At 47.0% G+C, this 25,194-nt stretch carries 20 protein-coding genes; 10 read left to right on the top strand and 10 right to left on the bottom strand.

All coding sequences use genetic code 11. The features are described 5' to 3' along the window. Positions 1-13 precede the first annotated feature (13 nt). From P2W83_RS06455 to P2W83_RS06440, 4 genes are all read left to right on the top strand, one after another. Positions 14-397, top strand: a complete 384-nt coding sequence (locus P2W83_RS06455) for a hypothetical protein (RefSeq protein WP_276132888.1) — start codon at positions 14-16, stop codon at positions 395-397. A gap of 78 nt (positions 398-475) precedes the next feature. Beyond that, entirely contained in the window at positions 476-814 is a 339-nt protein-coding gene (locus P2W83_RS06450) for a translation initiation factor (protein ID WP_276132887.1), read from the top strand. A gap of 52 nt (positions 815-866) precedes the next feature. After that, entirely contained in the window at positions 867-1,829 is a 963-nt protein-coding gene (locus tag P2W83_RS06445) for a transketolase family protein (RefSeq protein WP_276132886.1), read from the top strand. A gap of 137 nt (positions 1,830-1,966) precedes the next feature. After that, entirely contained in the window at positions 1,967-2,428 is a 462-nt protein-coding gene (locus tag P2W83_RS06440; protein ID WP_276132885.1) for an LEA/WHy family protein, read from the top strand. A gap of 53 nt (positions 2,429-2,481) precedes the next feature. Here P2W83_RS06440 and dcd read toward each other — a convergent pair whose 3' ends face one another. Beyond that, positions 2,482-3,018 (bottom strand): dCTP deaminase, encoded by a 537-nt coding sequence (gene dcd / locus P2W83_RS06435; RefSeq protein ID WP_276132884.1) that lies wholly within the window; start codon positions 3,016-3,018, stop codon positions 2,482-2,484. Positions 3,019-3,113: 95 nt separating this feature from the next. Between dcd and P2W83_RS06430 the strand changes: the two genes are divergently transcribed. From P2W83_RS06430 to P2W83_RS06415, 4 genes are all read left to right on the top strand, one after another. After that, entirely contained in the window at positions 3,114-3,752 is a 639-nt protein-coding gene (locus P2W83_RS06430) for a 4'-phosphopantetheinyl transferase family protein (protein WP_276132883.1), read from the top strand. Positions 3,753-3,852: 100 nt separating this feature from the next. Further along, complete coding sequence (locus P2W83_RS06425; protein WP_276132882.1) at positions 3,853-6,045, top strand: glutamine synthetase III family protein; 2,193 nt, start codon at positions 3,853-3,855, stop codon at positions 6,043-6,045. Between the two features lie 48 nt (positions 6,046-6,093). Further along, on the top strand, positions 6,094-6,768 hold the full coding sequence (locus tag P2W83_RS06420; RefSeq protein ID WP_276132881.1) for a GNAT family N-acetyltransferase: 675 nt from the start codon (positions 6,094-6,096) through the stop codon (positions 6,766-6,768). Further along, the gene (locus P2W83_RS06415) at positions 6,722-7,195 is read left to right on the top strand and encodes an OsmC family protein (protein ID WP_276132880.1); all 474 of its coding nucleotides are present in this window, start codon (positions 6,722-6,724) and stop codon (positions 7,193-7,195) included. The genes P2W83_RS06420 and P2W83_RS06415 overlap by 47 nt, the downstream gene beginning before the upstream one ends. Before the next feature lie 115 nt (positions 7,196-7,310). Here the strand turns inward: P2W83_RS06415 and P2W83_RS06410 are convergent, their stop codons facing one another. The 7 genes from P2W83_RS06410 to P2W83_RS06380 all read right to left on the bottom strand — a co-directional run bounded on the left by P2W83_RS06410 (position 7,311) and on the right by P2W83_RS06380 (position 15,937). Then, the gene (locus P2W83_RS06410; protein ID WP_276132879.1) at positions 7,311-9,134 is read right to left on the bottom strand and encodes a M2 family metallopeptidase; all 1,824 of its coding nucleotides are present in this window, start codon (positions 9,132-9,134) and stop codon (positions 7,311-7,313) included. 30 nt (positions 9,135-9,164) lie between these two features. Next, positions 9,165-10,451, bottom strand: a complete 1,287-nt coding sequence (locus P2W83_RS06405) for a M28 family metallopeptidase (RefSeq protein WP_276132878.1) — start codon at positions 10,449-10,451, stop codon at positions 9,165-9,167. 47 nt (positions 10,452-10,498) lie between these two features. Continuing rightward, entirely contained in the window at positions 10,499-11,716 is a 1,218-nt protein-coding gene (locus P2W83_RS06400; RefSeq protein WP_276132877.1) for a beta-ketoacyl-[acyl-carrier-protein] synthase family protein, read from the bottom strand. A gap of 13 nt (positions 11,717-11,729) precedes the next feature. Beyond that, entirely contained in the window at positions 11,730-12,458 is a 729-nt protein-coding gene (gene flxB, locus P2W83_RS06395; RefSeq protein ID WP_276132876.1) for a flexirubin biosynthesis SDR family reductase FlxB, read from the bottom strand. Positions 12,459-12,473: 15 nt separating this feature from the next. Further along, a complete protein-coding gene (gene flxA, locus P2W83_RS06390; RefSeq protein WP_276132875.1) occupies positions 12,474-14,069 on the bottom strand; it encodes a flexirubin biosynthesis tyrosine ammonia-lyase FlxA in 1,596 nt (531 codons plus the stop codon). Between the two features lie 71 nt (positions 14,070-14,140). Continuing rightward, on the bottom strand, positions 14,141-14,983 hold the full coding sequence (locus P2W83_RS06385; protein ID WP_276132874.1) for a DUF3108 domain-containing protein: 843 nt from the start codon (positions 14,981-14,983) through the stop codon (positions 14,141-14,143). 12 nt (positions 14,984-14,995) lie between these two features. Then, positions 14,996-15,937 carry a lysylphosphatidylglycerol synthase transmembrane domain-containing protein gene (locus P2W83_RS06380; RefSeq protein WP_276132873.1) on the bottom strand — a complete coding sequence of 314 codons (942 nt, stop codon included), beginning with the start codon at positions 15,935-15,937 and terminating at the stop codon, positions 14,996-14,998. Between the two features lie 11 nt (positions 15,938-15,948). Between P2W83_RS06380 and ruvC the strand changes: the two genes are divergently transcribed. Further along, the gene (gene ruvC / locus P2W83_RS06375; RefSeq protein ID WP_276132872.1) at positions 15,949-16,530 is read left to right on the top strand and encodes a crossover junction endodeoxyribonuclease RuvC; all 582 of its coding nucleotides are present in this window, start codon (positions 15,949-15,951) and stop codon (positions 16,528-16,530) included. A 149-nt stretch (positions 16,531-16,679) separates the two neighbouring features. After that, on the top strand, positions 16,680-17,390 hold the full coding sequence (locus P2W83_RS06370) for a response regulator transcription factor (protein ID WP_276132871.1): 711 nt from the start codon (positions 16,680-16,682) through the stop codon (positions 17,388-17,390). A 33-nt stretch (positions 17,391-17,423) separates the two neighbouring features. Here the strand turns inward: P2W83_RS06370 and P2W83_RS06365 are convergent, their stop codons facing one another. Further along, positions 17,424-18,494, bottom strand: coding sequence for a PorP/SprF family type IX secretion system membrane protein (locus tag P2W83_RS06365; protein ID WP_276132870.1), 1,071 nt, complete (start codon positions 18,492-18,494; stop codon positions 17,424-17,426). A 34-nt stretch (positions 18,495-18,528) separates the two neighbouring features. Next, positions 18,529-25,083 (bottom strand): PKD domain-containing protein, encoded by a 6,555-nt coding sequence (locus tag P2W83_RS06360; protein ID WP_276132869.1) that lies wholly within the window; start codon positions 25,081-25,083, stop codon positions 18,529-18,531. Between the last annotated feature and the right edge of the window lie 111 nt (positions 25,084-25,194).

Genomic DNA, 25,194 nt, shown 5'->3' with positions numbered 1-25,194 from the left:
AATAGATTGACCCATGGCTTCGTTACGCGTTATCCTGCTGCTGATGATGATTTGGTTTGCGAGCTGTAAGCGCATTGACAAACATGCTTATGTCTATTCGAAAAATGTAGATCGCATTGTAATCGGCTGCTACGAATTGGACGAGAATGACACGGGGTATGTTTCTTTTTTGTTGCAGAAACCATTTGACCAGAGAGAATCATTGAGCAGAAAGTATCACGGTTACAACGTTTACCAAGCGAAAATGGATGCCTTGCAAAGAATATCCGGAATAGCTGCGCCCGGCAAAATATCTAATGACTTTGATACTTCCATTGTTCGGTTTTATACCCATTGGGCGTTAGAGAAAGGCTACATAAAGCAGAATGAAACTCCAATCCCAGCAAACAATTTGTAACATTTTATTTCCGGGGAAACCCCGTCAGTACTGAAACATGCAAATTACTTACCTTGCGTTTATAAATAATTCGGGTCAATGAGCAAGAAGAATAAAGGAAGAACAGACGGCTTAGTTTACAGCACCAACCAGGACTATTACAACGACTTTGAAGAAGGACCTGCCGGCGAGACCCTGCCAAAAGAGAAGCAAAAACTGCGTGTAAAGCTGGATACCAAACAGCGCGCAGGCAAGGTGGTGACCCTTGTGGAAGGCTTCATCGGCACTACTGAAGACCTGGAAGCCCTCGGCAAGCAGCTGAAAACCAAATGCGGCACCGGCGGCAGCGCCAAAGACGGCCTCATCATCATACAGGGCGACTATAAAGAGAAGATACTCGGCTGGCTTAAAGACTGGGGTTACTCATTAACAAAGTAGGAACAACGGTCAACTAAAAAATAACCTTATTTTTGCGCCTCATTCTGTTTTCATGTCATTAGAAGATATCAAAATATTAAACGAGAAAGAGACCCGCGGTGGGTTTGGTGAAGGTATAGCCGAAGCCGGCCGCCGCAATCCTAACGTAGTTGCCCTGTCGGCCGACCTGGCTGGCTCGCTGAAGCTCAACGAGTTCATCAAAGAATTTCCTGAGCGTTTCGTGCAGTGCGGTATCGCTGAAGCTAACATGATGGGCGTGGCAGCAGGCCTCACCATCGGCGGCAAGATCCCATACACTACTACGTTTGCCAACTTCTCTACTTCACGCGTTTACGACCAGATCCGCCAGTCTATTGCCTACAGCGGCAAGAACGTAAAGATCTGCGCTTCGCACGCAGGCCTTACGCTGGGCGAAGATGGTGCAACCCACCAGGTGCTGGAAGATATCGGTATGATGAAGATGCTGCCGGGTATGACAGTGATCGTTCCTTGCGATTTCAACCAGACCAAAGCGGCTACCATCGCTATTGCTGAGCATGACGGTCCGGTGTACCTGCGTTTCGGTCGCCCGAAATGGCCAAACTTTACTAAAGAAGAAGATTTCAAAATAGGCAAAGCACAAGTGCTGGCCGAAGGTACTGACGTGAGCATCTTTGCTTGCGGCCACATGGTTTGGATAGCTGTAGAAGCTGCCAAAGCCCTGGCTGAAAAAGGTATCTCTGTCGAGCTGATCAACATCCACACCATCAAACCGCTGGATGAAGAGGCCATCGTGAAATCTATCCGCAAAACAGGCGCTATCGTTACTGCCGAAGAACACCAGATCAACGGTGGCCTTGGTGATAGCGTAGCTAATGTCGCTTCGCGCAACCATCCTGTACCGCACGAATATGTAGCTGTAATGGATACATTCGGCGAAAGCGGTAAACCGGTAGACCTGCTGAAAAAATACGGTCTGACCAAAGAGAACATCATTGCTGCTGCTGAAAAAGCGATAGCAAGGAAGAAAGGATAATGAATTGAAACAGATCAAAACATATAAAGCCCCCGCAGCCAATAGCTACGGGGGCTTGATTTTTATGGTACAGTTCTAAATACATTTTGTAACATTTAGTAACAAATTTGACTTCAACGTCAATTCAGAACACACGTATGAAAAGAACCGTATTATTTGCACTGCTCATTTTTGTAGGACTGAACCTAATTTCCTGCGGTCCCCCACCAAAGGCACTCACTTACCAGGACGTGAAGAACTTTCGCCTGTTCACCCTCAGCCTCACACCCGATGTTGGGATGGACATCCAATTTTATAATCCAAATAACTTCGGCTTGAAGCTAAAGGACGCAGATATCAATGTATTCATCAACGAGCGCGAGATAGGCAAGACGACCATTACTAATAGTTTTGACGTGCCGGCTAATGACACCTTCCTGCTGCCGGTTAGGTTGAGAGCTAATCTGGGTAACATTTTCGCCAATGCCTATTCGATCCTCTCTAATAAAGAAGTGGATGTAAGACTCGCAGGCTATGTCAAAGCCGGTAAGGGGATATACCTCAATGTCCCCATCAACTACCGCGGCCGCCAGCGACTGAACGTTTTAGGAATGAAATAAAAAAACAAAAGCACCGCCATCGCGGTGCTTTTTAGTTCTATGTTGTCGTGTGATCAGAATTCGTTCTTCCACATCATGCTCTCTATCGGCTTGTTAGGCTGGCCGCTGTATTTGGCATTCTTCTTCTGGTTGTACTTCACTTCTATCTCACCATCCACAGGGAAATAGATGAGCTGCCCGATAGGCATGCCTTTGTAGATCTTCACCGGCTGCTTTACAGATATCTCCAGCGTCCAGTTGCCGCAGAAACCTACGTCACCTTTACCTGCAGTAGCATGTATATCAATACCCAAGCGGCCTGTACTCGACTTACCTTCCAGGAAAGGCACGTGCGCATGGCTCTCTGTATACTCAGCCGTTACACCCAGGTAGAACACGTGCGGGTACAGCACAAAACCTTCGTCAGGTATCTCGAACGTGTCGATAGTATTGTGTTTCTTCGCATCCAGTATGTGCTCACGATAGGTAGCCAGTGTAGAACCCAGGTGCACATCGTAGCTATTGCTACCAAGACATTCCCTTTTATAAGGTTCTATCTTGATAGTACCCTTTTCCATTTCTTCCAGTATGCGTTTGTCGGAGAGTATCATATATGGCGACAAATATAATGGCAATTAGCCGATGCGGCGAAGTAGCTTTTAGCTAATGTTTATTATCTGTGGATTGATGCCGTAATTTTGCAGCCATGCCACTTTATCGTGAATGGAGCAGCGATCCATACAGCCTCGCGGCGATATGGAAGATCGAAGAGCCGGAAAGCTTCTTCCTGGAGCGCACTGGCATGGGCGAGCTGGATATAAAGAACGACAAGCGCCGCATGGAACGGCTGGCGGGCAGATTCCTCCTCAAACACCTGAAAGAGGACTTTCCCATACTAAACATCCGTCCAGACGAGCACGATAAGCCGCGAATAGACGATAACCAGTACTATTTCTCTATATCTCATTCCTGGCCATATGTGGCAGCGGTGGTTAGTCCTTATGTTGAGTGCGGCATCGACATCCAGGTCTGGCATCCGAAGATGGAAAAGCTGCAGAACAAGTTCCTGTCTCCTGAAGAGCAGGCCTTCTTCCGAAACGACTCTAAGCTGATCACCCTCGCCTGGAGCGCCAAGGAGGCAGTATATAAATGGCAGGGCCGTCGCGGCATCGAATTCATAGACCACCTTCCTGTAACCGGAGTTGAAGAAAACGGCAGTGATATTGATATTAATATTTATTGTCAATTAACTGGCGAAAAGATGAAGGTCAAGGCCAAAGGCACACTGGAAGCTGATTTCAGCCTGTCATATGTAGTTCATTCAGAAATATTTCATCCCTTCTAAACGAAATGTAATTTCTGCAATATTTAATTTTTAATGAAGATTGCAGAAAAATTTGTCCGACTAGTAGAAAAATCATTAGATTTGCGTAAAATTTAATCTGATGTCATCACTACGCTATCTCGCATTACAAGAACTGGCGGCCGAAGAAAAAAAGATCTCCCATTATAATGGTAAGAAGATCACGGCTATGTTCAACAGCAACGTGTTCACCGGCAGGGTGATGCGTGAGTATCTGAGCGACGAGGCTTACAAAAGCCTGATGAGCTCGATCAAATCCGGAGCTAAGATAGAGCGCAAGATGGCAGACCAGGTGGCGGCAGGTATGAAAGCCTGGGCCGAAGAACGGGGTGTTACCCATTTCACGCACTGGTTTCAGCCGCTGACAGGCACTACTGCCGAAAAGCACGACTCTTTCTTCACCATAAAAGGCGACGGTACTGCTATCGAACTTTTCGACGGAGATGCGCTGATACAACAGGAACCCGATGCATCAAGTTTCCCTAACGGTGGTATCCGTGCCACTTTCGAAGCCCGCGGTTATACCGCATGGGATCCTTCATCGCCTGCTTTCATTATGGAAAGCGGTCATGGCAAAACCATTTGCATTCCTACCATATTTATTGCCTACAATGGTGAATCACTCGATCACAAAGCTCCCTTGCTGAAATCTATCTCGGCACTGGATAAAGCTGCGGTTGACGTGTGCAACTATTTTGATAAGAACGTTACTAAAGTAACAGCTACCCTCGGTTGGGAACAAGAGTATTTCGTTATCGACGAAACACTGGCTAACGCCCGCCCTGACCTGGTAATGTGCGGCCGCACCCTGATAGGCCATGCTCCAGCAAAAGGCCAGCAGCTGGAAGACCACTACTTCGGTTCTATCCCTGACCGCGTTTATGCGTTCATGCAAGACTTCGAACAAGAGTCTTATAAACTGGGTATTCCCCTGCGCACACGTCACAACGAGGTAGCTCCCGGCCAGTTCGAGTGCGCTCCTATATTTGAAGAAGTGAACATCGCAGTTGACCACAACTCGCTGTTGATGGACGTGATGACAAAGGTTGCTAAACGCCACAAGCTGAAAGTATTGCTGCATGAAAAACCATTTGCCGGTGTGAATGGTAGCGGTAAGCACAATAACTGGAGCCTTGCTACAGACACAGGTGTGAACCTGCTGGCTCCGGGCAAAACTCCACGTACCAACCTGATGTTCCTCACGTTCTTCGTGAATGCCATCAAAGCGGTACATGACCATGCCGACCTGATGCGTGCTTCTATTGCATCTGCTAATAATGATCACCGCCTAGGTGCTAACGAAGCGCCTCCGGCTATCATATCAGTATATATAGGTAAATACCTGACAGAAGTTCTCGACGAGATCGAAGAACGCGTAAAAGGTAAGTTTAGCGAGCAGGACGAAGTAATTCTGAAGCTCGATATCCATAAGCAAATACCAGAATTGCTGATGGATAATACTGACCGCAACCGTACCAGCCCCTTTGCCTTCACCGGTAACAAGTTCGAATTCCGCGCCGTAGGTTCTACTGCTAACTGCGGTCTGCCAATGATGGTGCTGAACACGATCATGGCTGAAAGCCTGAAGAAATTCAAAGTAGAAGTAGACGCGCTGATCGAAAAAGGCGAGAAGAAAGAGATCGCTATCATGCACGTGCTGCGTGATTATATCGCACAGTCTAAGAAGATCCGTTTCGAAGGTGACAACTACAGCGAGGCATGGGCTGAAGAAGCTAAGCGTCGCGGCCTGAGCAACTTCAAAACAACTCCTGAAGCGCTGGATGCCTACGCAAGCGAAAGCTCGAAGAACGTGTTCTTCAACAACGGTATCTTCAGCAAACGTGAGCTGGAAGCACGCCACGAGATCATGCTGGAAGAGTATGTGAAAAAAGTGCAGATCGAAGCGCGTATCCTCGGTTATATCGCTACCAACCACATTCTGCCTGCTGCTATCAACTACCAGAACGTTCTGATCAACAACGTGAAAGGACTGAAGGAAGTTGGATTGCCTGAAACAAGCTACAAAGCACAGCTGAACCTGGTGACTATCGTAAGCGGACATATCCAGAACATTAACGACGCTGTAGAAGCAATGATCGCTGAAAGGAAGAAAGCGAACAATGAGACAGACATGCACAAGCGTAGCAAAATGTACTGCGACAATATCAAGACGAAGTTTGATACCATTCGCTACCATGTAGATAAACTGGAACTGATAGTAGACGATAAACTTTGGCCGCTGCCAAAATATCGTGAGCTGCTGTACCTGCGCTAATAATTTTGAGCCCCGCCTTGTGCGGGGCTTTTTATTTCAACTCATGCTATGAACAATCAATACACCATACGATTAGCTGCCGCCGCTGATGCCGCAGGAATGCTCAACGTCTACAAATATTATGTAGAGAATACCGCCTACACCTTTGAGTACGATGTACCTTCCGTAGAAGAATTTGAAAGTCGTATACGAGCTGTGATCTCAGGCTTCCCATGGCTGGTCTGCGAAATAGATGATCGCATTGTTGGCTATGCTTATGCGCACAAGCATCGCGACCGCACAGCCTACCAATGGTCGCCGGAATCAACTATTTATATAGACCGCCACTACCATGGCAAAGGTTTAGCGCGGGTACTATACGAAACACTGTTCGATATACTCAAACTGCAAGGCTTCTTCAATGTTTATGCCGGTGTGTTATCAACTAATGAGAATAGTTGTGCGTTTCATAAAGCAGTAGGATTTGAAGAGATCGGGCTGTTTAGGAATATTGGGTATAAGCATGGGAAATGGCATAGCAATATGTGGTACCAGCTGCATTTGAGGACGCATTATGCTGAGCCATCAATACCGACCGCTTTCAGCGAGATGAAAGACTCGCCTGCAACCACTGCAATTTTGAATACAGCGAACTTTAAACTAACTACATTACACAACTGTCTGAAGCAAACCAACTATGAGCAAACAACACCAATACAGCACAACGGTAACCTGGACAGGTAACAAAGGCACAGGTACCAGCCGTTACGATGAATATGATCGTCATCATACTTTCTCAGTGATGGGGAAAGTAGATATAGCCTGCTCTTCCGACACCCCCTTCCGTGGTGATGGCAGCAGGCATAATCCTGAAGATATGCTTGTATACTCACTTTCGTCCTGTCACATGCTCTGGTACCTGCACCTATGCGCCGATGCCGGTGTGGTAGTGACAGATTACGAAGACAACGCCAAAGGCACTATGGTAGAAGTCCCCGGCGGCGGCGGACATTTTGCTGAAGTGACGCTGTATCCGGTAGTCACTGTAAAAGATGCCTCTATGATCGACAAGGCGAACCAGCTGCACGATATAGCACACCAAAAGTGCTTCATAGCCAACTCCTGCAACTTCCCGGTAAAGCATCAGCCAAAAGCTGTTGAAAAAGGATAAGTAGTTATATCTACAATTTCCAAAAGGTTAACGAGTGGACGCAAAAAAGTCCCGCCGAAGCGGGACTAAGTTTTTTAAAAGCCTCTTTTCAAAGGGAGGTTTGGAGGATGTCAAACTACAATGTTGCAGGCAGCGTATAGCTCCTGCCCTTGTTCTGCTCCTGCAGCCAGCTCACCAGCGGCTGGAAGTATTCGAGCATGGCCTTGGCATTCAGCTCTTCGCCGGTCGATTCTTTCAGCACCGTACGCCAGTCTTTAGAGGCGCCGGGGTAAGTGATCTTCTTCAGGAACTCGCCGATACCCTTCTGACCGTAGTAGTTGGTAGCGCGCGGGTCCTGCTTCAGTATCTCTTTAGCAATGTGGTTGTGCAACTGGTACAGGATCACGTAAGAAAGGGCGTAGTCATAATACTGCGCCGCGTCGTCGTTGATATGTGTTTTGGTAGCTGCATCGCAGTATTCTTCGCCCCGGTTAGTGGGCGGCACGATACCCTGGTATTTCTTGGCCAGCTCCCACCAGCGCGCATTGAACTGGTCGGGCTGCAGGCTATCCACATAAAGCGCCTTTTCGAAGTTGCTCATAGTGCCCGAAGAGAAGAAGATGAACACAACCGAGTTCAGCGCTTCCTTCAGCAGGCTTTGAACACTATCTACCTGCACATTGGCAGGCACCAGGCCGCGGCCCACCAGGTAAGGCTTTTGCATAGCGGCAAGTCCCATCATCGTACCAATGGCCTCGTGGTAAGCACGGTTGGCGCCACCACGCAGCAGTGGCGGAACGTCAGGGTTGGTGTAGGTCATATAGTAATAAATATGTCCCAGCTCGTGGTTGGCAGTTTCAAACCATTCCGCGTTTGGTTCCACACTCATCAGGCTACGCACATCCTTGTTCAGGTCCATGTGCCATGCCGATGCGTGGTTGTTCTTTTTGACGTTGGAATCAGGCTTGTAAGGATACAGGCTTGACTTGCTCCAGAAGGTAGCAGGCAGCGCCGGGAAGCCGATGCTGGTATACAGTTTCTCGCCTTCCTTCACTATCCACTCAGGGGTCTTGGTGCGCAGCACGCTATCCAGGTTGATGCCTTTTACTTCAACCACGGGACTCCAGTCCTGGCCCCAGCGGTTAGGCAGCCAGTGTGCGGGCAGGTATTGTGGTACAGGTTGTTTGTACTTAGCAGCCAGCTCGTAGCGCATCCAGGTGTGCAGCTCGCGGTACAGCGGGTACAGCTCGTTCATGAGGCGGTCCATGGTCTGCATCATCTCCGGGCTGGTCATGCCATAGTCGCTCACCTGGTAAGTAAAGTAGTCGTCGTAACCCAACGCTTGCACCGTTTGGTTACGCAGGTTACGCAGGTTCACGAGGCCGGTCTTGAGGGTCTTGCCAACTTCCTTGCTGGCCGTCCATGCAGCCAGGCGTTTGTTGACATCGTTCTCTTTTTTGAGGATGTCGTCAATATTGTTGGTGCTCACCTTCTTGCCGTTGAGCATGTACTGGAAGCTGTATAGCTGGCGTGTCTGGTTGTTCTCGGCGGCGATGCGTTGTTTCACTAGCTGCTCTACCGTCTGTGGGTTGTTGGCGGCAGCGTATAGGATCAGTTCAAACTGCTTTGCCTGTATCGGTGTCAGCTGGTCCTTCATCGCAAGGTATTTGCGGGCGCTGTCTATGTTTTTTGTGCTGCCGGTAAATGCCGCCATGGCCTCATCGGCAATGCGGGCATTCACAGTGTTGGTCGAGTCTCCTTCCACTATCTCGGTGTTCGACTTCCACTGGGCCTCGCTGGAATTGGTATAGAGCTTCACATATTCCTGTGTGTAAGCATCGAGGAATTTCTGGGCATCCGATTGTTCGGCGGTAGCGGTGGAGCTACCCACTTCGCCGCCCGACCCGCAGGAGGTGAACAAAGTAGCGGAAATGCATAAAGCGGCAATAGCCTGTTTCATTGCGTTGCGATTTTGTTTAAAAGTAGTGATTTATTTACCGTTGCTCAGTTCACCGGTGAACTCGATCAGCAGTCTAGAAAGCGCGTCGATGTTCTCCAGCGAGAGTTCTTTGGCTTCGTCGAATACATCGTGGTAGTAGTTCTTAGAGCCACTGCCATAAATAAAGATCGCAGGCACACCCTGCTCGCTGAACGAGTAGTGATCGCTGTTTTGCGTTTGGCTACGTTCTGAAAGCTTGGGCAGGTATGCTTTTTTGAGATTGATGCGGTTCATCAGGTCGAACTCCTTCTTCCTGGTGTCGGCATTCACAACGGTGATACCGTCGGTAGCGGCGCCAACCATGTCAAGGTTCACTACAAAGCGTATCTGCTCCAGCGGGAACACCGGTGATTTGGCATAGTGTCTCGATCCTACCAGCCCTGCCTCTTCACCGCTGAAGAGCATGAAGGCAACAGAATACTTCTGCGGATGCTCAGCGAAGTACTTGGCGAGCGAGAGGACAAAGGCAGTACCACTAGCGTTGTCATGCGCACCGGGGAACATGGTACGACGGCCCATTTGGCCTAGGTGGTCGTAGTGGGCGGTGAATACGATGAAGCTATCTGGTTTTTCAGTGCCGGGTACATAACCCAGCACGTTGAAGTTCTTAAAATTGGGCTCGTACTTGCTCTCGATGGTGATCGCGGCCTTGTTCACGCGCTTAGGCATTACAGTATCCTCAACATAAATGATGGTAGCGGGTATTGTGTCCTGCCTTACCAGCCAGGTGAGCTTGCCATGTTTGGGTACGATCAGCACATTGTCGAGAAACTGGTTGGCAAAGGTGCGAAGCGACAGCTTCATGTATTTGGATACTGTGTCAGAGTTTTTCAGAATGTATACGCGCCCGGGCTTGATCTGTCTTTTGACTTTGGCCCACGAAGCACTGTCCTTTACATTCTTAAGATCGATCTTTTTGAGCTTGATCTTTTCGGTGAAGTAAGGTGTGCTGGCGGCATCGATAAGATAGTCTTCGCCCGGAACAAGTTCCTTCTTGTTCAAACGCAGGTAGATATTGCCAGGAAAGGTATTAACTGCCATGAAATACTTCTGGAGATAAGTACTGTCGGTATCAAACGGAACCAGGCCAAACTCGCGGAAGTGCTGTTGAATAAAGGCAGCCGCTTTCTCGCCACCTTTGCTCACATAGCCACGGCCATGAAAGCTGTTAGACGACAAACGGGTGATCTGTTGCTTGATCCAACGCTTCTCTTGTGCAGAGGCGAGTTGTGAACAAACAGTGATCGACAGGACAAGCAGTAGTAAGTATCTTCTCATGAATCCTAAGTTTTTCAGGATCTCAAATTTAAGAGAAGATCGCGTATCTACTCCCAGCGGCGGACAATTAGCGAGGAGTTAGTGCCTCCGAAGCCGAAAGAGTTGGACAGGAACAAGTTGAAGTCTTTCTTCAGCGTTTCCGGTACTATATTGATCTTGGCAGAATGTTCGTCGGGATTCTCGAAGTTGATGTTAGGTGCGATGAAGCCGTTCTGCATCATCAGCATCGAGTAAACAACCTCGCTGGCGCCAGCCATCCAGCACTCGTGGCCGGTCATAGACTTGGTGGAGCTGACGGGCACATTGCCGCCAAACACTTCGAAGATAGCTTCGGCTTCGCTGCCGTCGCCAGCAGGTGTTGAGGTAGCGTGGGCATTGATATATTGGATGTCTGAAGCCTTAACCCCGGCATCAGCCAGCGTACGGCCGATGGAGCGAACCTGTCCTTCGACACTAGGGTTAGAGATATGCTGACCGTTCGACGAGAAGCCGTAGCCGATAACCTCGCCGAGAATGGTTGCACCACGTGCCTGAGCGGACTCAAGGCTCTCGAGGATGACGGTAGCCGCACCGCCACCGGGCACCAGACCATCGCGGTCCCTATCGAACGGACGAGATGCTTTAGCCGGTTCATCCTCTCTTAGCGAGAAGGTACCTAGCGCATCGAAGTTGGGCATCGAGTAGATGTTTACTTCCTGCGCACCACCACAGATAACGCGGTCTTGCAGGCCTTGTTTAATGAACAGGTAGCCAAGACCTATAGAATGCGAGCCGCTCGCGCATGCCGCGCTGATAGAGAAGTTGACACCACGCAACTTAAAGATGGTTGCGAGGTTCATGGTAACAGTAGAATTGAGCACCTGGAATACGGAGCCGGAGCCTACCATCATGGTATCCTTCTTCTCACGTATCAGGTCAATCGCTTCGATAACAGGTTGTGCGCAGCTGTCGTTGCCATAAATAATACCTGTTTCGTTTTGTTCCAGGTATTCGGTAGTAATACCGGCTTGTGCCAAAGCTTCGATGGTAGCCATGTAGGCAAACTCTGCGTGCTCGGGCATCATGATACGCGAGCGGCGGTCGAGCAAGCCTTTGAGTTGCGGACGCTCAACAAAACCCGTAAGGCCGGAACGGTAACCCATCTCTTTCCGTTTGAGATCGAGAATGATACCTGACTTGCCTTCGAATAGAGATTTTGTAACCTCTTCCTTGCTTTTACCGAGTGAAGAATAAATGCCTAAACCAGTTATGACTACACGACTCATCTCAAATCATTTTTTAGGTGTACAAACCACCATTTATGGAAACAACCTGTCCTGTTATGTACGACGAATTCTTGGAAGCAAAGAAGCCCACCAGTTCGGCTACTTCTTCAGGCACACCAAAGCGCTTCATTGGTATCAGGTTGATCAGTTCTTTTTCATTCAGTTCCTCGGTCATATCGGTTTTGATGAAACCGGGAGCTATTGCGTTCACAGTGATATTGCGTTTGGCGATCTCTTGAGCCAGCGCCTTGGTAGCGCCTATCATACCAGCCTTTGCAGCTGAGTAGTTTACCTGGCCCGGCATGCCTTTGAGACCACTAAGTGACACCATATTGATGATACGGCCGTAGCGGTTCAGCAGCATTGGATTGAGCACCTGCTTAGTCACGTTGTACATGCCCCGCAGCGATGTATCCAGTACAGAACCCCATTGCTCGTCGGTCATCGACATAAGCAGAGTGTCCTGCCTGATACCGGCATTGTTGACCAGCACTTCGATCAGGTTGTCTTTGTTGGCGTCTATCCAGCCACCAAGTTCTTCTTGTACGCTGTCTTTGTCGGCCACGTCGAAAGCCAGCAGCTCGGTTTTTACTCCGAACGGCTCTATCAATGAAGCAGTTTCTTCTGCTGCTGCCCTGTTGCCTTTATAGTTGATCAGGATATTGTAACCGAGTTCGGCGAGCTTCAGGCAGCAAGCGCGACCTATTCCCCGCGAACCGCCTGTTACTAATGCGTATTTCATCCTAGTGATTTTATTCTATGGTTTATGTTCTAGTTCTATGAGTTGCCAGTTGTCGAAGCCTAACAGCTTCTTCATCTTTTCGCCAACCTCCGTTTCCATGAGCCAGCTTTTGATCTTAGCCAGCCTTTCAGATGATGGGCTATCTTCTTTGAAAGAAGGCGCCAAAGCGCTCAGCTCGTCATACATCCAGCGCGTAGCAGGCGACAACCGCTCTTTATATTCTTTGAAATCGATGGCCTGTATGATAGCCAGCCCATGTACCGACAATACCTCGAACGAGTTCTCAATAACGCGTGCACACATCTGGGCAGCATTGCAACCCATGCTCACTATGTCCTGGTTGTCGTTGTTGTTGGGAATGCTGTGGATATACATCGGCGTACTCAATGCCTGGCTTTCCGCCACATTAGACACTGCAGGATACTGCATACCCTGTATACCGAAGTTCAGTCCAAGTCTGCCAAGGTTAATGAACGGCGGAAGTTTTTGGTTAAGATGGCTGTTTAGCAAGAAGTTGAGCTGTCTTTCAGCCAGCATCGACAGTTTGGTAACAGCAATTTTCAGCTTATCCATCTCCAACGAAATATAGTCTCCATGGAAATTACCACCATGGAAAATATTCTTGTTGGCCCGGTCGATGATCGGGTTATCATTCACCGAATTCAGCTCACTGGTGATTACCCGCGCCGTATTCTCGATCGTGTCATATACCGGACCAAGTATTTGCGGCACACAGCGCAGCGAATAGTATTCCTGTACTTTATCGTCTATCACTTCTTCAGTTACTTTCTTATCGTACAGGTGTTCGTGGCGTTTGCGCAGCAGTCCGCTTTTCTTAGAGATCGCCCGCATGGCCTTGGCCACCATTTGTTGACCAGGATGCAGTTTGACCTTGTTTAATTCATCAGAGAAATGGTCGTCATATGCCTCCATGATCTCATTCACCATGAGAGAGAACAGTATCTGGCCGGTCATCAGCTTGCGGGCATGCAGCACATTGATAGCGCCTATACCGGTCATTGCAGACGTGCCGTTGAGCGTACCCAGACCCTCGCGGATGTGGATCTCGAGCGGTTTCAGCTTCAAAGTTTCAAAAACCTTAGTAGCGGCCACTACTTCTCCTTTGAACCAAAAGTCTCCTTCGCTGATCAGACCCAAAGCAAGATGCGCCAACTGCACAAGGTCGCCACTAGCACCTACACCACCATGAGCATAGATACAAGGATAGGCCTCGTTGTTGATCAGCGCAGTCATTAACAGGATCATTTCCGGGTGAATGCCCGAATAGCCTAGCAGCAAAGTATTCAACCTGGCCAGCATAGTTGCACGGCAATTCAAGGGAGACAGCAATTGGCCCATACCCGAGCTATGGCTGCGAATAAGGTTGTACTGCAGTTGCCTGCGGTCATTGTCGTCGATACGATATTGGGCCATAGGTCCAAATCCCGTATTAATACCATATATGAGCTTATCCTGCGAAAACTCCTTCAAAAACTCGTAACAGCCGCGCACATTTTCCATAGTGGCTGCAGTGACGGTGACCGGTTTTTGCTGCAAAATGATTTGCTCAAACGCCGCAAGATCAAGTGGTTTACCCCCCAGTGAGATCATGTCCTGTTGAATATCTGTGATAAAGGGTGCAAAAATATAAAAAGAAAAGAGGAAATATGCCCTCAGCAGCCTTACTTCTGCTTCTTAATGAGGCTGGTCAGGGGATTACGGAGTTTTTCATAACCCACCAGGTCTACTTTAACGCTGCCGACAAGGATGGGGCTATCTACCCGTACCGGCAGATGGTTTGCATCGTCGCTTACCCAAACCATCATCTTCTCCCCACCTTTGAAAATGGTGCCCTCAATGAGAAGGGGACTTATTTTTATCGTATTAAAAGTTCCGTATTTGGTTGTGATCTTTTCCTTGCCCATATACCTGATGTAGAGACTAAATACTTCATCATCAAGGAACATGGTAAAGGGGATCTTGTCACCGGGTTTGTATTGTGAGTAATCTATATTTCGAGCATAAAATATGGCTGAGAGCACGTCTTGTATACAAGGTGGGACCTTGAACACACCATTAGTAGACACAGCCTGACCGATGTTCTGGTTGAAGGTAACGTTGTTGTAGATCTTAAAACCACCCTCATTTACGTTTCTTACAAATTTAACCGGCAACATAGTCTCAGCATCAATGAACGTTTCGTACCTGTCCCGTACTTTGTAGAACCATTCATAGGACTTAAGCGTCTTGCCATCACCCACCACATGGAAAACCTTCTTATTATTAGCGTGGTTCTCCAGTTTCGTTTCAAAAGAAGCCAGACCGGCACCGACCCAAAGCCTGCCCATATTATAATAAACCTTGAACTCTAACTTTTCCCCATGCTGGAAACTGGTGTTCTTTATCCCGCAAAAATCGGCCTGCGCACGGGATGGTTTCGCGATCAGCAAAGAAACGATTGTGATAATAAAGATTTTGAACACCTGACCCATGAAACAAATATCTACCTTTTTGCCAAAAACCATATCAACAAAACGTTACTTAAAGAATCTTATTTTAAGCCAAAACAAACTACCGATCAGCGCCGGCAATATCAAGTTGATCATCCAAACGCCCGCGGTGGCCGATAGAATCCCTACCAGGTTTTCTGAATAATTACCGAAGATAAACATTGCTATCTGCCCCCTTTGAGGCAATTCGGCAAGCGCAATATTAGGGATAACGGCAATAGACCAGAAAAATAAAGAAGACATTAAAAAGCCATCTAAAACTGGCAGGTCAATATTCATCCATTTCAAAAGAACCAAATACTGTGCCGTATAAATACAAAACCGCAGCATGGAAATGCATAGTATCGTTAATTGTTGTTTTGTAGAGAATCGTTTCAGCAGCTGGCCATAAACGTGAAAACGGCGCAGCCATTTTATCCGCTCTATAAAGGGCGCCCATTTTTCAAATCTCCAATACAATGCAGCTATGGCTACAGTCAGTGCAAAACAAGCTAACAGGATAATTATTGTTATCCAGTTGCCAAACCGAATGTTGTAAAAAAGAAGTCCCAGAAACCCAAAGAGAAACATGGTGAGCATTTGAGCCACCACTCCCAGAACTGAAACACTGACTAGCCTAAATGTGTTTTTCTCGCGGAGATACATTAGCCGCCCAGGATATTCTCCAATTCTATTTGGTGTTATTACCGATAGTGAAATGCCTGCCAGAACACTTCGAACGGCTTTAGCATAGGAAATCGAAGTAGCGGAATTAACTAACAAACGCCATTTTAAGGATTCCAGGGCAAGATTTAAGGGCATCATAGCAATGCAAAGTACCAGGAAGCGACGGTCTGAACTTTCCCAAACAGATCGAAGATTAGAGAGGGCAGAGTGCGATCGGAGTTGAAGATAGATCAACCATATGAGCAATGCAGAAAAGGCTGCGCCTAGTGCATAATTGAGCCATATTTTACTAGCTTTGTTCAATCAATCTTCTTTTGCAACCCGCTTCCAATATCATACTCGGCATAGATCCAGGAACGCTCGTTATGGGTTACGGCCTTATTGCTGTAGACAAAAATAAGGTTTCAGTTGTGGAAATGGGGGTACTTCAACTTGCAAAGAATAAAGATCATGCTGAACGGCTTGAGCTTATCTTCAAAAAAATGGAAAGCCTGATCAAATTGCATAAACCTTCTGCGGTTGCAATTGAGGCGCCTTTTTTTGGCAAAAACGTTCAAAGTATGTTGAAGCTAGGCCGCGCCCAGGGCGTGGCCATGGCAGCGGCAATGATGCACGGTTTACAGGCCGTAGAATATGCGCCAAGAAAGGTAAAACAGTCTGTTACTGGCCGAGGAAACGCCACAAAAGAGCAAGTGTGGCATATTTTGCACCAGATACTTAAATTTGAAGACGATGTTCGGTTCATGGATGCTACCGACGCACTCGCGGTTGCCATGTGCCACCATTACCAAAGCAGGATACCAGTAGCGCCGCCAGTTAAAAAAATAAGTACCCCAAAGAAAAAAGCTACTAGTTGGGCAGACTTCATAGCCGCTAACCCTGACAGGGTTGGCTAAGTTTCTGACGAGTATAGGTATAAGATTGATAGGTTTTTTTATATTGCAAAAAAATCGCCTTTTTAGAAATATTCAGGCGGTTAAAATAGTTGATATTAGAACATAGTATTACTTTTATGCTGTAATCTGTGTCAAAAGGTTAATCGTTTATGGCTGGAAATAAAGCGAAAATATTGTTGGTTGAGGACGATCCTACGTTGAGTTACGTGATCAAGGACAGTTTACAGAACAATGGTTACGATGTTGTTCACTGTCCAGATGGTGAAAGTGCCTGGCAGCAGTTTACCAAACGCAGCTTTGACATTTGCCTGCTGGATGTAGTGTTGCCGAAGAAGGATGGTATGGCGTTGGCCAATGATATCCGGAAACAGAACGAAAAAATTCCCATTCTCCTGCTGACATCTAAGTCGATGGATGATGATAAGATCGCCGGCTTTAAGAGCGGTGCCGATGACTACATCACGAAGCCATTCAACATGCAGGAGCTGTTGCTGCGACTGGAGGTATTCCTGAAGCGCACGATGAAGAAAGATGACGGTGTTCCTAAACATTTCAAAATAGGCAGTCTTAATTTCGACTATACCAACCTGCTTTTGCATAATGGCAATGTAGAACACCAGCTTACGCAACGTGAGGCAGACCTTATCAGGTATCTGTGCATTAATGCAAACCGCGTGTTGAAAAGAGAAGAGATCCTTTTGAATGTGTGGGGGCGTGAAGATTACTTCCTGGGTAGAAGTATGGACGTGTTCATTACTAAGGTCAGAAAATATATTAAAGGTGAGGAAGGAGTAGAGTTACAGACGATCCACGGTATAGGATTCAAATTTGCCTACAACAATCCTGATCAGAAGAACTAATTAAAAAAGCCCGGTTTATCCGGGCTTTTTTAATTAGTCGTATTGTAGCGACGAAGGCAGCAGCTGTTCAAATCTCGGGCACCTGGTCTGGTTGCCGGGATCATTGATATTACCAAACAAACCTCGCGTATAGAGAGATATTTCAAAGCCTCCCATTCCCTCACTAGCTGGACGGAGACCTGATGTGTTTATATCGTAAGACATCGTCACAGAATATGACTTATAGTCCATTTTTACCGTAGGGATCAGCGCATCTTTGAAGCGAACAAATGTACCTACGTGAAGAGTAAATGGTTTTGCATTGTATTGCTGAATGCTTTTCCAGCTTAGCAAACCACCGATCATAAACTCTTTGTAAGGTGTTTGATTCAAGTAGTTCGCGTGCATAGTAAAGCCGTATACTTCATTGATTGCCCACCTAAAACCCATATTGGCCGTGTATTTAGGAGCAAGCCTGATAAGAGTTTCCTGGTCATTAAACGCATGTTTCGGCTTCGTGACGTGGAATCCGGCAACACCCACATAATAGGTTACCTCGTGGTTAGGGCCAGCTGCACTATTGAAACTCAAGCCAGCCGACAGGTCGTAATTTTTAATCACCGTATTTGTCAGGTTCTCTCGTGAAGAGTTGCCCGGGTCGTAGTTACCATTCACATACTGGCTACCGAAAGTCGCCTTGCTTAAGTCTATTGACCGTTGAATATATCCGCCCGCGAAGCCTAATGACAAGTAGGAATTGTGATTGTCTTCAATGGCTTTATTGAAGTTGAGGGCTGGTATTACCTGGAAGCTATTGAAACTAATCGAGCCTGCCTTGTCGTATGTTGCAGTTACGCCATAGCTAAGATAGTCGCCTACGTTGCGGTTGATCAATATCCTACTCTCGGCTGAAGCCAGAATCGTAGTGAACGGCACGGATATATTGCTCCATTGCTGTCGATAGTTAACACCGGCTTTATAGTCTCCGCTGAAAATACCGGTCAACGCAGGATTGCGCATCATTGCGTTTTCATAGAACTGCGAGAAATGGATGTCTTGTGCGGCAGAATGCAATGACATTAAAGAACTACACACAATGCCTAAACAGGCTAAAGCTTTTTTCATTTTCACTAAAAATTAAAGTCAAACAACACTGATATTATCTTACAAGAGAAACGTCTCCTTTTATCTCAATCGGTTCACCTGATTCGCATGTCGCATTAATGATGTAGACAAATACGTCTGGTTTAAGCGGTGTCAAATTGCGTGAGCCGTCCCATCCAAAATTTTCATCGTTCAACGGAATATTATTTGCTTCGAACATCATTTCGCCCCAACGATTGAATACCCTGAAACGCTTTATCGAAGTTAGGCCTTTCCCTTGAGGAAAAAACTTATCATTAATTCCATCACCATTTGGCGTAAAAGTGTTCGGAACGAATAGCTGAGTTGCATCGCAGGTAACATTAATTGTAACCTCATCATTTGCTTCACAGCCCCACTGATTTTTGACTGCAACTCTATACGTAGTAGTACGCAGCGCATTGGCAATCGGACTTTTGCAATCGACACAGTTCAGCTTGTCGCCGGGCGACCATAAGTAGCTAGCTATGCCGGTGCCTTCAGCATTAAGCTGAACAGGGTTACCCGCCACGGCATTCTGATCAGGTCCGGCATCCACGGTTGGCAAACCATGAACCTCAACCATTACCTCAGCCGTATCGGCAAAACAATCACCTTGTTTTATGATGACATTATAAGTTGTAGTTGACGCAGGTGAGGCCGTTGTCATAGCTTGCTTGTCTGAGCTCAATCCGTAAGACGGGAACCATAGATATGAAGTGCCACCAGTCGCTGAGAGTTGGGCAGAACCGCCTTCACATATCGATGCGTCAGGACCAACACTTACTGGTTGTTTTTCTATCACCGTAACATTGATCTCGTCAGAGTCAGAACAACCAAAAGCATCGATGCCGACTACCTTATACGTGCTGTTCGCAACTGGCTTAGCTATGGGTGAACTACAGTTGGTGCAGTCAAGAGTTTGGCCAGGTGACCACATATAACTGGCGCCGCCATTCGCCACCAACTTAACTGAAGAACCGGCACAAACTGTCTTGTCTTCACCGGCATCAATATTAGGAACAGGATGAATAGTAACAGTTACCGATGCATTGTTTGTACATCCATTTGCGTCAGTACCTGTCAATGTGTATGTGGTAGTAGCGGATGGGTTGGCTACAGGATCAGGGCACGATGTGCATGACAATCCCTTAGCCGGAGACCATACATAGTTTTGCGCGCCGGTTCCGTGAAGCGTAACCGAATTTCCGACACATATGCCAGCATTGTTGCCTGCACTAACATTTGGCTTCGGCAATACATTTATAGTCACATGAGCCGTGTCCTGGCAGCCGTTTACCATGCCTGTCACCACGTAGGTAGTAGTCGATCCAGGTGTCGCTACAGGATTGGGACAGCTTATGCAGGAAAGTCCTGTCGCTGGTGTCCAGCTATAAGAAGTAGCTCCTGAAGCTTGCAGTGGTGTTGATGTACCGGCGCATATTGTTTTGTTAGTAGCAGTCGCCGTCACTACAGGTATTGCGTTAACTGTTATCGTTACAGTGGAAGTATTTGTACAACCATTAGCATTGGCACCAGTAACTGTATAAATTGTGGTTGTTGCAGGTGTTGCTACAGGATTTGCACATGTAGTACATGACAGGCCGGTCGCCGGGCTCCATACATAGGTCGCAGTACCAGATGCCTGTAGTTGCGTTGAACTGCCTGCACAAATATTTTGATTAGGGCCTGCGCTTACGGTTGGCAACGGATCAACAGTTACCGTTACCTGTGCGGTATCCGTACATCCGTTAGCTCCAGTACCGATCACCGCATATGTTGTTGTTGCAGTTGGCGCCGCAGTTGGATTAGGGCATGTAGTACATGACAACCCGCTCGTTGGCGACCACACAAATGTAGCTGCCCCGGTTGCCTGCAGCTGTGTAGATTTACCAACACATACTGATGTGTTGGCACCTGCACCAACAGTTGGCTGCGGTTTAACGGTTATAGTTACCTGGCTTGTATTCACACAACCGTTGGCATTTGTACCGGTAACAGTATAGGTCGTAGTTGCAGTAGGATTAGCGACAGGGTTAGAGCAAGTAGTGCACGATAAGCCTGTCGCAGGCGACCATACATATGTAGTAGCTCCTGTGGCTTGCAGCTGAGCTGATGAACCGATGCAAATACTCTGATCAGCTCCCGCGCTGACAGTTGGCAGTGCGTTAACGGTTACCGTTACATGTGCTGTATCTATACAACCAGACGCGTTAGTACCAGTAACTACGTACGTTGTAGTTGTAGTTGGTGTAGCGGTAGGATTAGCACAAGTTGTACACGACAACCCTGTTGCCGGACTCCAGCTGAACGAAGTAGCACCAGAAGCCTGCAATTGAGCTGAGCCACCGATACAAATGCTTTGATTGTTACTTGCTGTAACATTCGGCAGTGAATTAACCGTAACGGTAACTATACCTGTGTCAACACAGCCACTGGCATTTGTTCCTGTAACCACATAAGTTGTAGTTGTTGCCGGACTAGTCTTAGGATTGGAACAACTAACGCAAGACAGACCTGTAACAGGGCTCCATGTATAAGACACAGCTCCAGATGCTTGCAGCTGCGTAGAATCTCCTGCACATATTATGTTATTAGCGCCCGCCGATACGTTGGGTAAACCATTTACAGCTACCGTAACAATGCCGGTATCAGAACATCCATTACTATTAATACCGGTAACAACATATTGTGTTGTTACCGCCGGACTCGCTTTGGGGTTCGCGCAGTTAGTACATGACAATCCCGTAGCTGGAGACCATGAATATGTGGTTGCCCCGGTTGCCTGGATCTGAGCAGAGTCGCCAAGACAGATAGCCTGGTTAAGGCCTGCAGTCACCGATGGCAGCGGATCAACAGTTACAGTAACCGTATTCGTATCCTTGCAACCGTTATTGTCTGTACCGATAACGGTATAAGTAGTTGTCGCTGCCGGAATTGTAGTGGGGTTAGCGCAAGTAGTGCACGACAAATTGGTAGCAGGGCTCCACACATAAGATGTTGCACCCGTTGCCAGCAATTGCACCGGTGTTGTTTGTCCCTGGCAAATGGCAATATTGTTGCCAGCGTTCACAGTAGGCTGTGCATGCACCGTTACTGTTTTGATCACAGTATCGCTACAACCTGAATTATTGGCAAGCACCAACTTTACCTGGTAAGTGCCCGGCGCCATATATGTATGCGACGGATTATGTGCAGTACTGATTCCGCCGTCACCAAAGGTCCAGCTATGCGTGCTGGCAGCCGACAAAGAGTAGTAAACAGTGTCGATAAACTGGATGGTACCAGTTTGGCACAAGGCACCCGGAGCAAATGTGAAATCAGCACCGAGTGAATCTACACGGATAGTATCAGCTCCGGTTATCGGCACAAGACATGATGCGCCATCGCTTAAAATCAATTTGGGCACAAACTTACCTGCCTGCGTATATGTATAAGTAAGTCCCGATGATGCGGGAGTACTTTGAGTAACACCATTACTCATATCCCAAATCAGCGATTGGGTATTGCTATTGGTAGATGTGAATGAAACTGTGAGCGGCTTACACCCACTGATAGGGGTGTAAGACAGTGTACCCGTTGGACCGAGAACAGTAACCGTTTTAGTCGCTGAATCGGCACAGCCAACTGAATTCTGCGCTTTAAGCTTAATAGTGTAAACGCCAGGGTAGGTATATATTGTAGTAGGATTTGCTATTGTTGACTGACTATTGTTTCCAAATGACCAACTATAGTTAGTAAGTCCGGCTCCCGCTGCAAAATTTACAGTTAATGGTGGACAGGCCTCAAAGCTGTCGCTCATAGAAAAGTTGACGTTCAACGGCTGAACCTTGATATAAGTGGTTCGAATCATTGAATCCTTACAGCCATTGGCATCAACAATCAACTTAACAGTGTAGTTGCCCGGCGCGCTGTATGCGTGGCTGGCGGCATAAGACGTTGACGTTTGCCCATCTCCAAAATACCATGTGCCGCTGGCCGAATTAGAGCCGTTGACAAAATTTACCAGCTGTCCAATACACACATTTGTATCGAGTGATGAGAACGATGCGAAGGCTGTGTATGCAGTAATATGGTTCACTTTAGTGATCGAATCCTGGCAACCGAGAACGTCGGCAACCTTGAGCTTAACGGTATACGTTCCGGCGGGATATGTATGCGATACGAATGAAGATGTCGTCGTTTGTGAAGTATTGTCTCCAAATTGCCATGTGCGGTTATTGATCGCTCCCACACCCGATGTTGACTGATCGGTAAGAGTAACATTTAGCGGCGCACAACCGGAAACCGGCGTTGCCGTAAAGTTTGGATTTGGTCCACCTACGTGCATGTAGTTTGGCTTGCTAAGGCTATCCTTACATCCGTTCGAATCGGTTACTACCAGCTTTACATTATAGATACCCGAAGTCAAATATGTGTAAGAGTTAACATGGAAACCACTGTACGTAAGGCCTCCGTCGCCGGGATACCATGCATAATTTGCCGCATGTGGAACTGCCGTTGCAGTGAATACCGTCACATTCCCTTTACAAATAGCTGTATCATTTGCGCTGAACTGTGCAGTTAAAGGATATGCGTAGACATTCATCCCGTAAAAATCGCTGCAGCCGGTAGCGGTATTGGTTATTGTGAGCAGTACGTGATAAGTTCCGTATGATGCGAATGTGTGGGTAACGGTACCAACTTGTGTTGAGGTTTGACCATCACCAAAATTCCATGAGTAGGTATAGCCTCCAATAGAACCATCAGTAAATGTAAACTGCAGCCGGTTACTACAATTAAACGATGGAATAAACCAGGCAGTAGGATATTCGACATGTACTCTATTAGGAATGATAAACGTGTCGCTGCAAGTACCGTTGAACGCAACAAGAGTAACAGCGAAATTACCGGCTAATTGATAGGCATGACTTGGATTGGTCACGGTGCTGGAATCTCCGTCTCCGAAATACCACTTATAAGAAGAAGCACCTGTTGAAGTATTTGTAAAAGACACTGCAGTATTCGGGCACACCGTATCTGGTCCCGGCGAAAAAGAAGCGGTTGGTTTTGCTCCGATAGTGAATGTTGTTTGCTTGGTAAACGAGCAGCCGGGTATAGTATTATAGGTTAATGATACAGTATACGTACCTGCTGTATTGAATGTTTGCAAAGCCGAGGACACAGCGGTTGTAGTTGTATTGCCGTTACCAAAATTCCATGCATAACTTGTCACGCCAAACAAAAGGGAAGGCGACGTACCACCAAAAAAGGTTGTAGTTGCCGGTGCGCATCCAAGCGCTGGATCTAGAGTAACGTTGTTAAACAATCCAGCAGTTAAAGGCTGAATCTTGATCAGGTTGTTAACTGTATAAGTGTCGGTACAACCCGTAGCATTGTATGACACGAGTTTTACGGTAAACTGTCCGGCCGCATTATAGGTTTTTGACGGGCTCTGTTGAGTAGACGTTGTACCATCTCCAAATATCCACAGGTACGATGATGCGCCTGAAGATCCGTTGGTAAACTGCGTGGTAAAAGGCAACGTACAGCTTTGCGTATTGTTAACCGTAAATTGGCTTGTTGGTTTAGCTGATACTACGATCGTTTTTTGTGCTGTATCTGAACATCCATTCTGTGTGATGACCAGCTTTGCAGTATAAGTGCCGGCTGCAGTATAACCATGGGTTGGCGTACCAACCGATGAACTGTTGCCATCGCCAAACAGCCAGGTTACAGTTGCAGAAGAAGGTGTAGATGTGTTTAAAAAATTCACTACTTCGTTAGCACACACAGTACTATCGCTCACGTTAAACAATGCCTGCATAGTACCAACCGAAACATAAGCGGTTTTTAGCATTGTGTCCTTACAACCAGCTGCATTTGTGGATATAAGGCGGACGTTATAATTACCCGAAGTATTATAAGTATGGCTCGGATTTGTCAGGGTTGAAGTTTGTCCGTCGCCAAAATCCCAATTGTAAGAAATGGCACTCGTACTGGAATTATTAAATGTAGTAGTAAAAGGAGCTGAACAACCAATAATAGATGAAGCTGTAAAAGCAGCTTGTGGCTTAGCGGTCAGTTGAATGTAGCCTGGTTTCGTAAGCGAGTTGCTACATCCGTTACTATTAGTAGCCAATAAAGTGATTGTATAATTAGATACTGAATTGTAAGTAAAGATCGGATTGACTGCATTTGAGGTTTGGCCATTGCCGAAATCCCATAAATAAGTTGTCGTGCCGCTTGCGCCCGGAATCGTAAGGTTGTTAAATAGAACTGACTTCGGTGGACACGAAGGAGTGGAGTCTGCGGTGAAATTCACTACGGGCGAAGCAAATACAGTAATGTAGTTGGTTACTGTTTTGGTGTTAGTTCCACCTGCATTTGAAACGGTCAATGTAATGGTATACGTACCAGGATTGATATAAGTAGTCGACGGATTTTGAAGCGTCGAATTACTTCCGTTACCAAGATTCCATGTCCAGGAAGATGGGCCTCCAGTACTCTGATCGGTAAATTGAACAACGATTGGGGAACACCCTGAAACTACATTGGCAGAAAAACTGGCTACCGGTTGTGCTATTGTTAAACCGGGCAAAAGAATAGCCACCAAGCACAAAAAACTGTACAGACTCCTCGACATCACTCTAATCACTTAAATAAATAAAGGAACTTAATACAACACCCTAAATGTCTCATTTATTAACATTTAGGCATTGCG

This window comes from Polluticoccus soli (genome assembly GCF_029269745.1).
Lineage (GTDB): Bacteria > Bacteroidota > Bacteroidia > Chitinophagales > Chitinophagaceae > Polluticoccus > Polluticoccus soli.
This window is presented reverse-complemented; position numbering and strand designations above follow the sequence as displayed.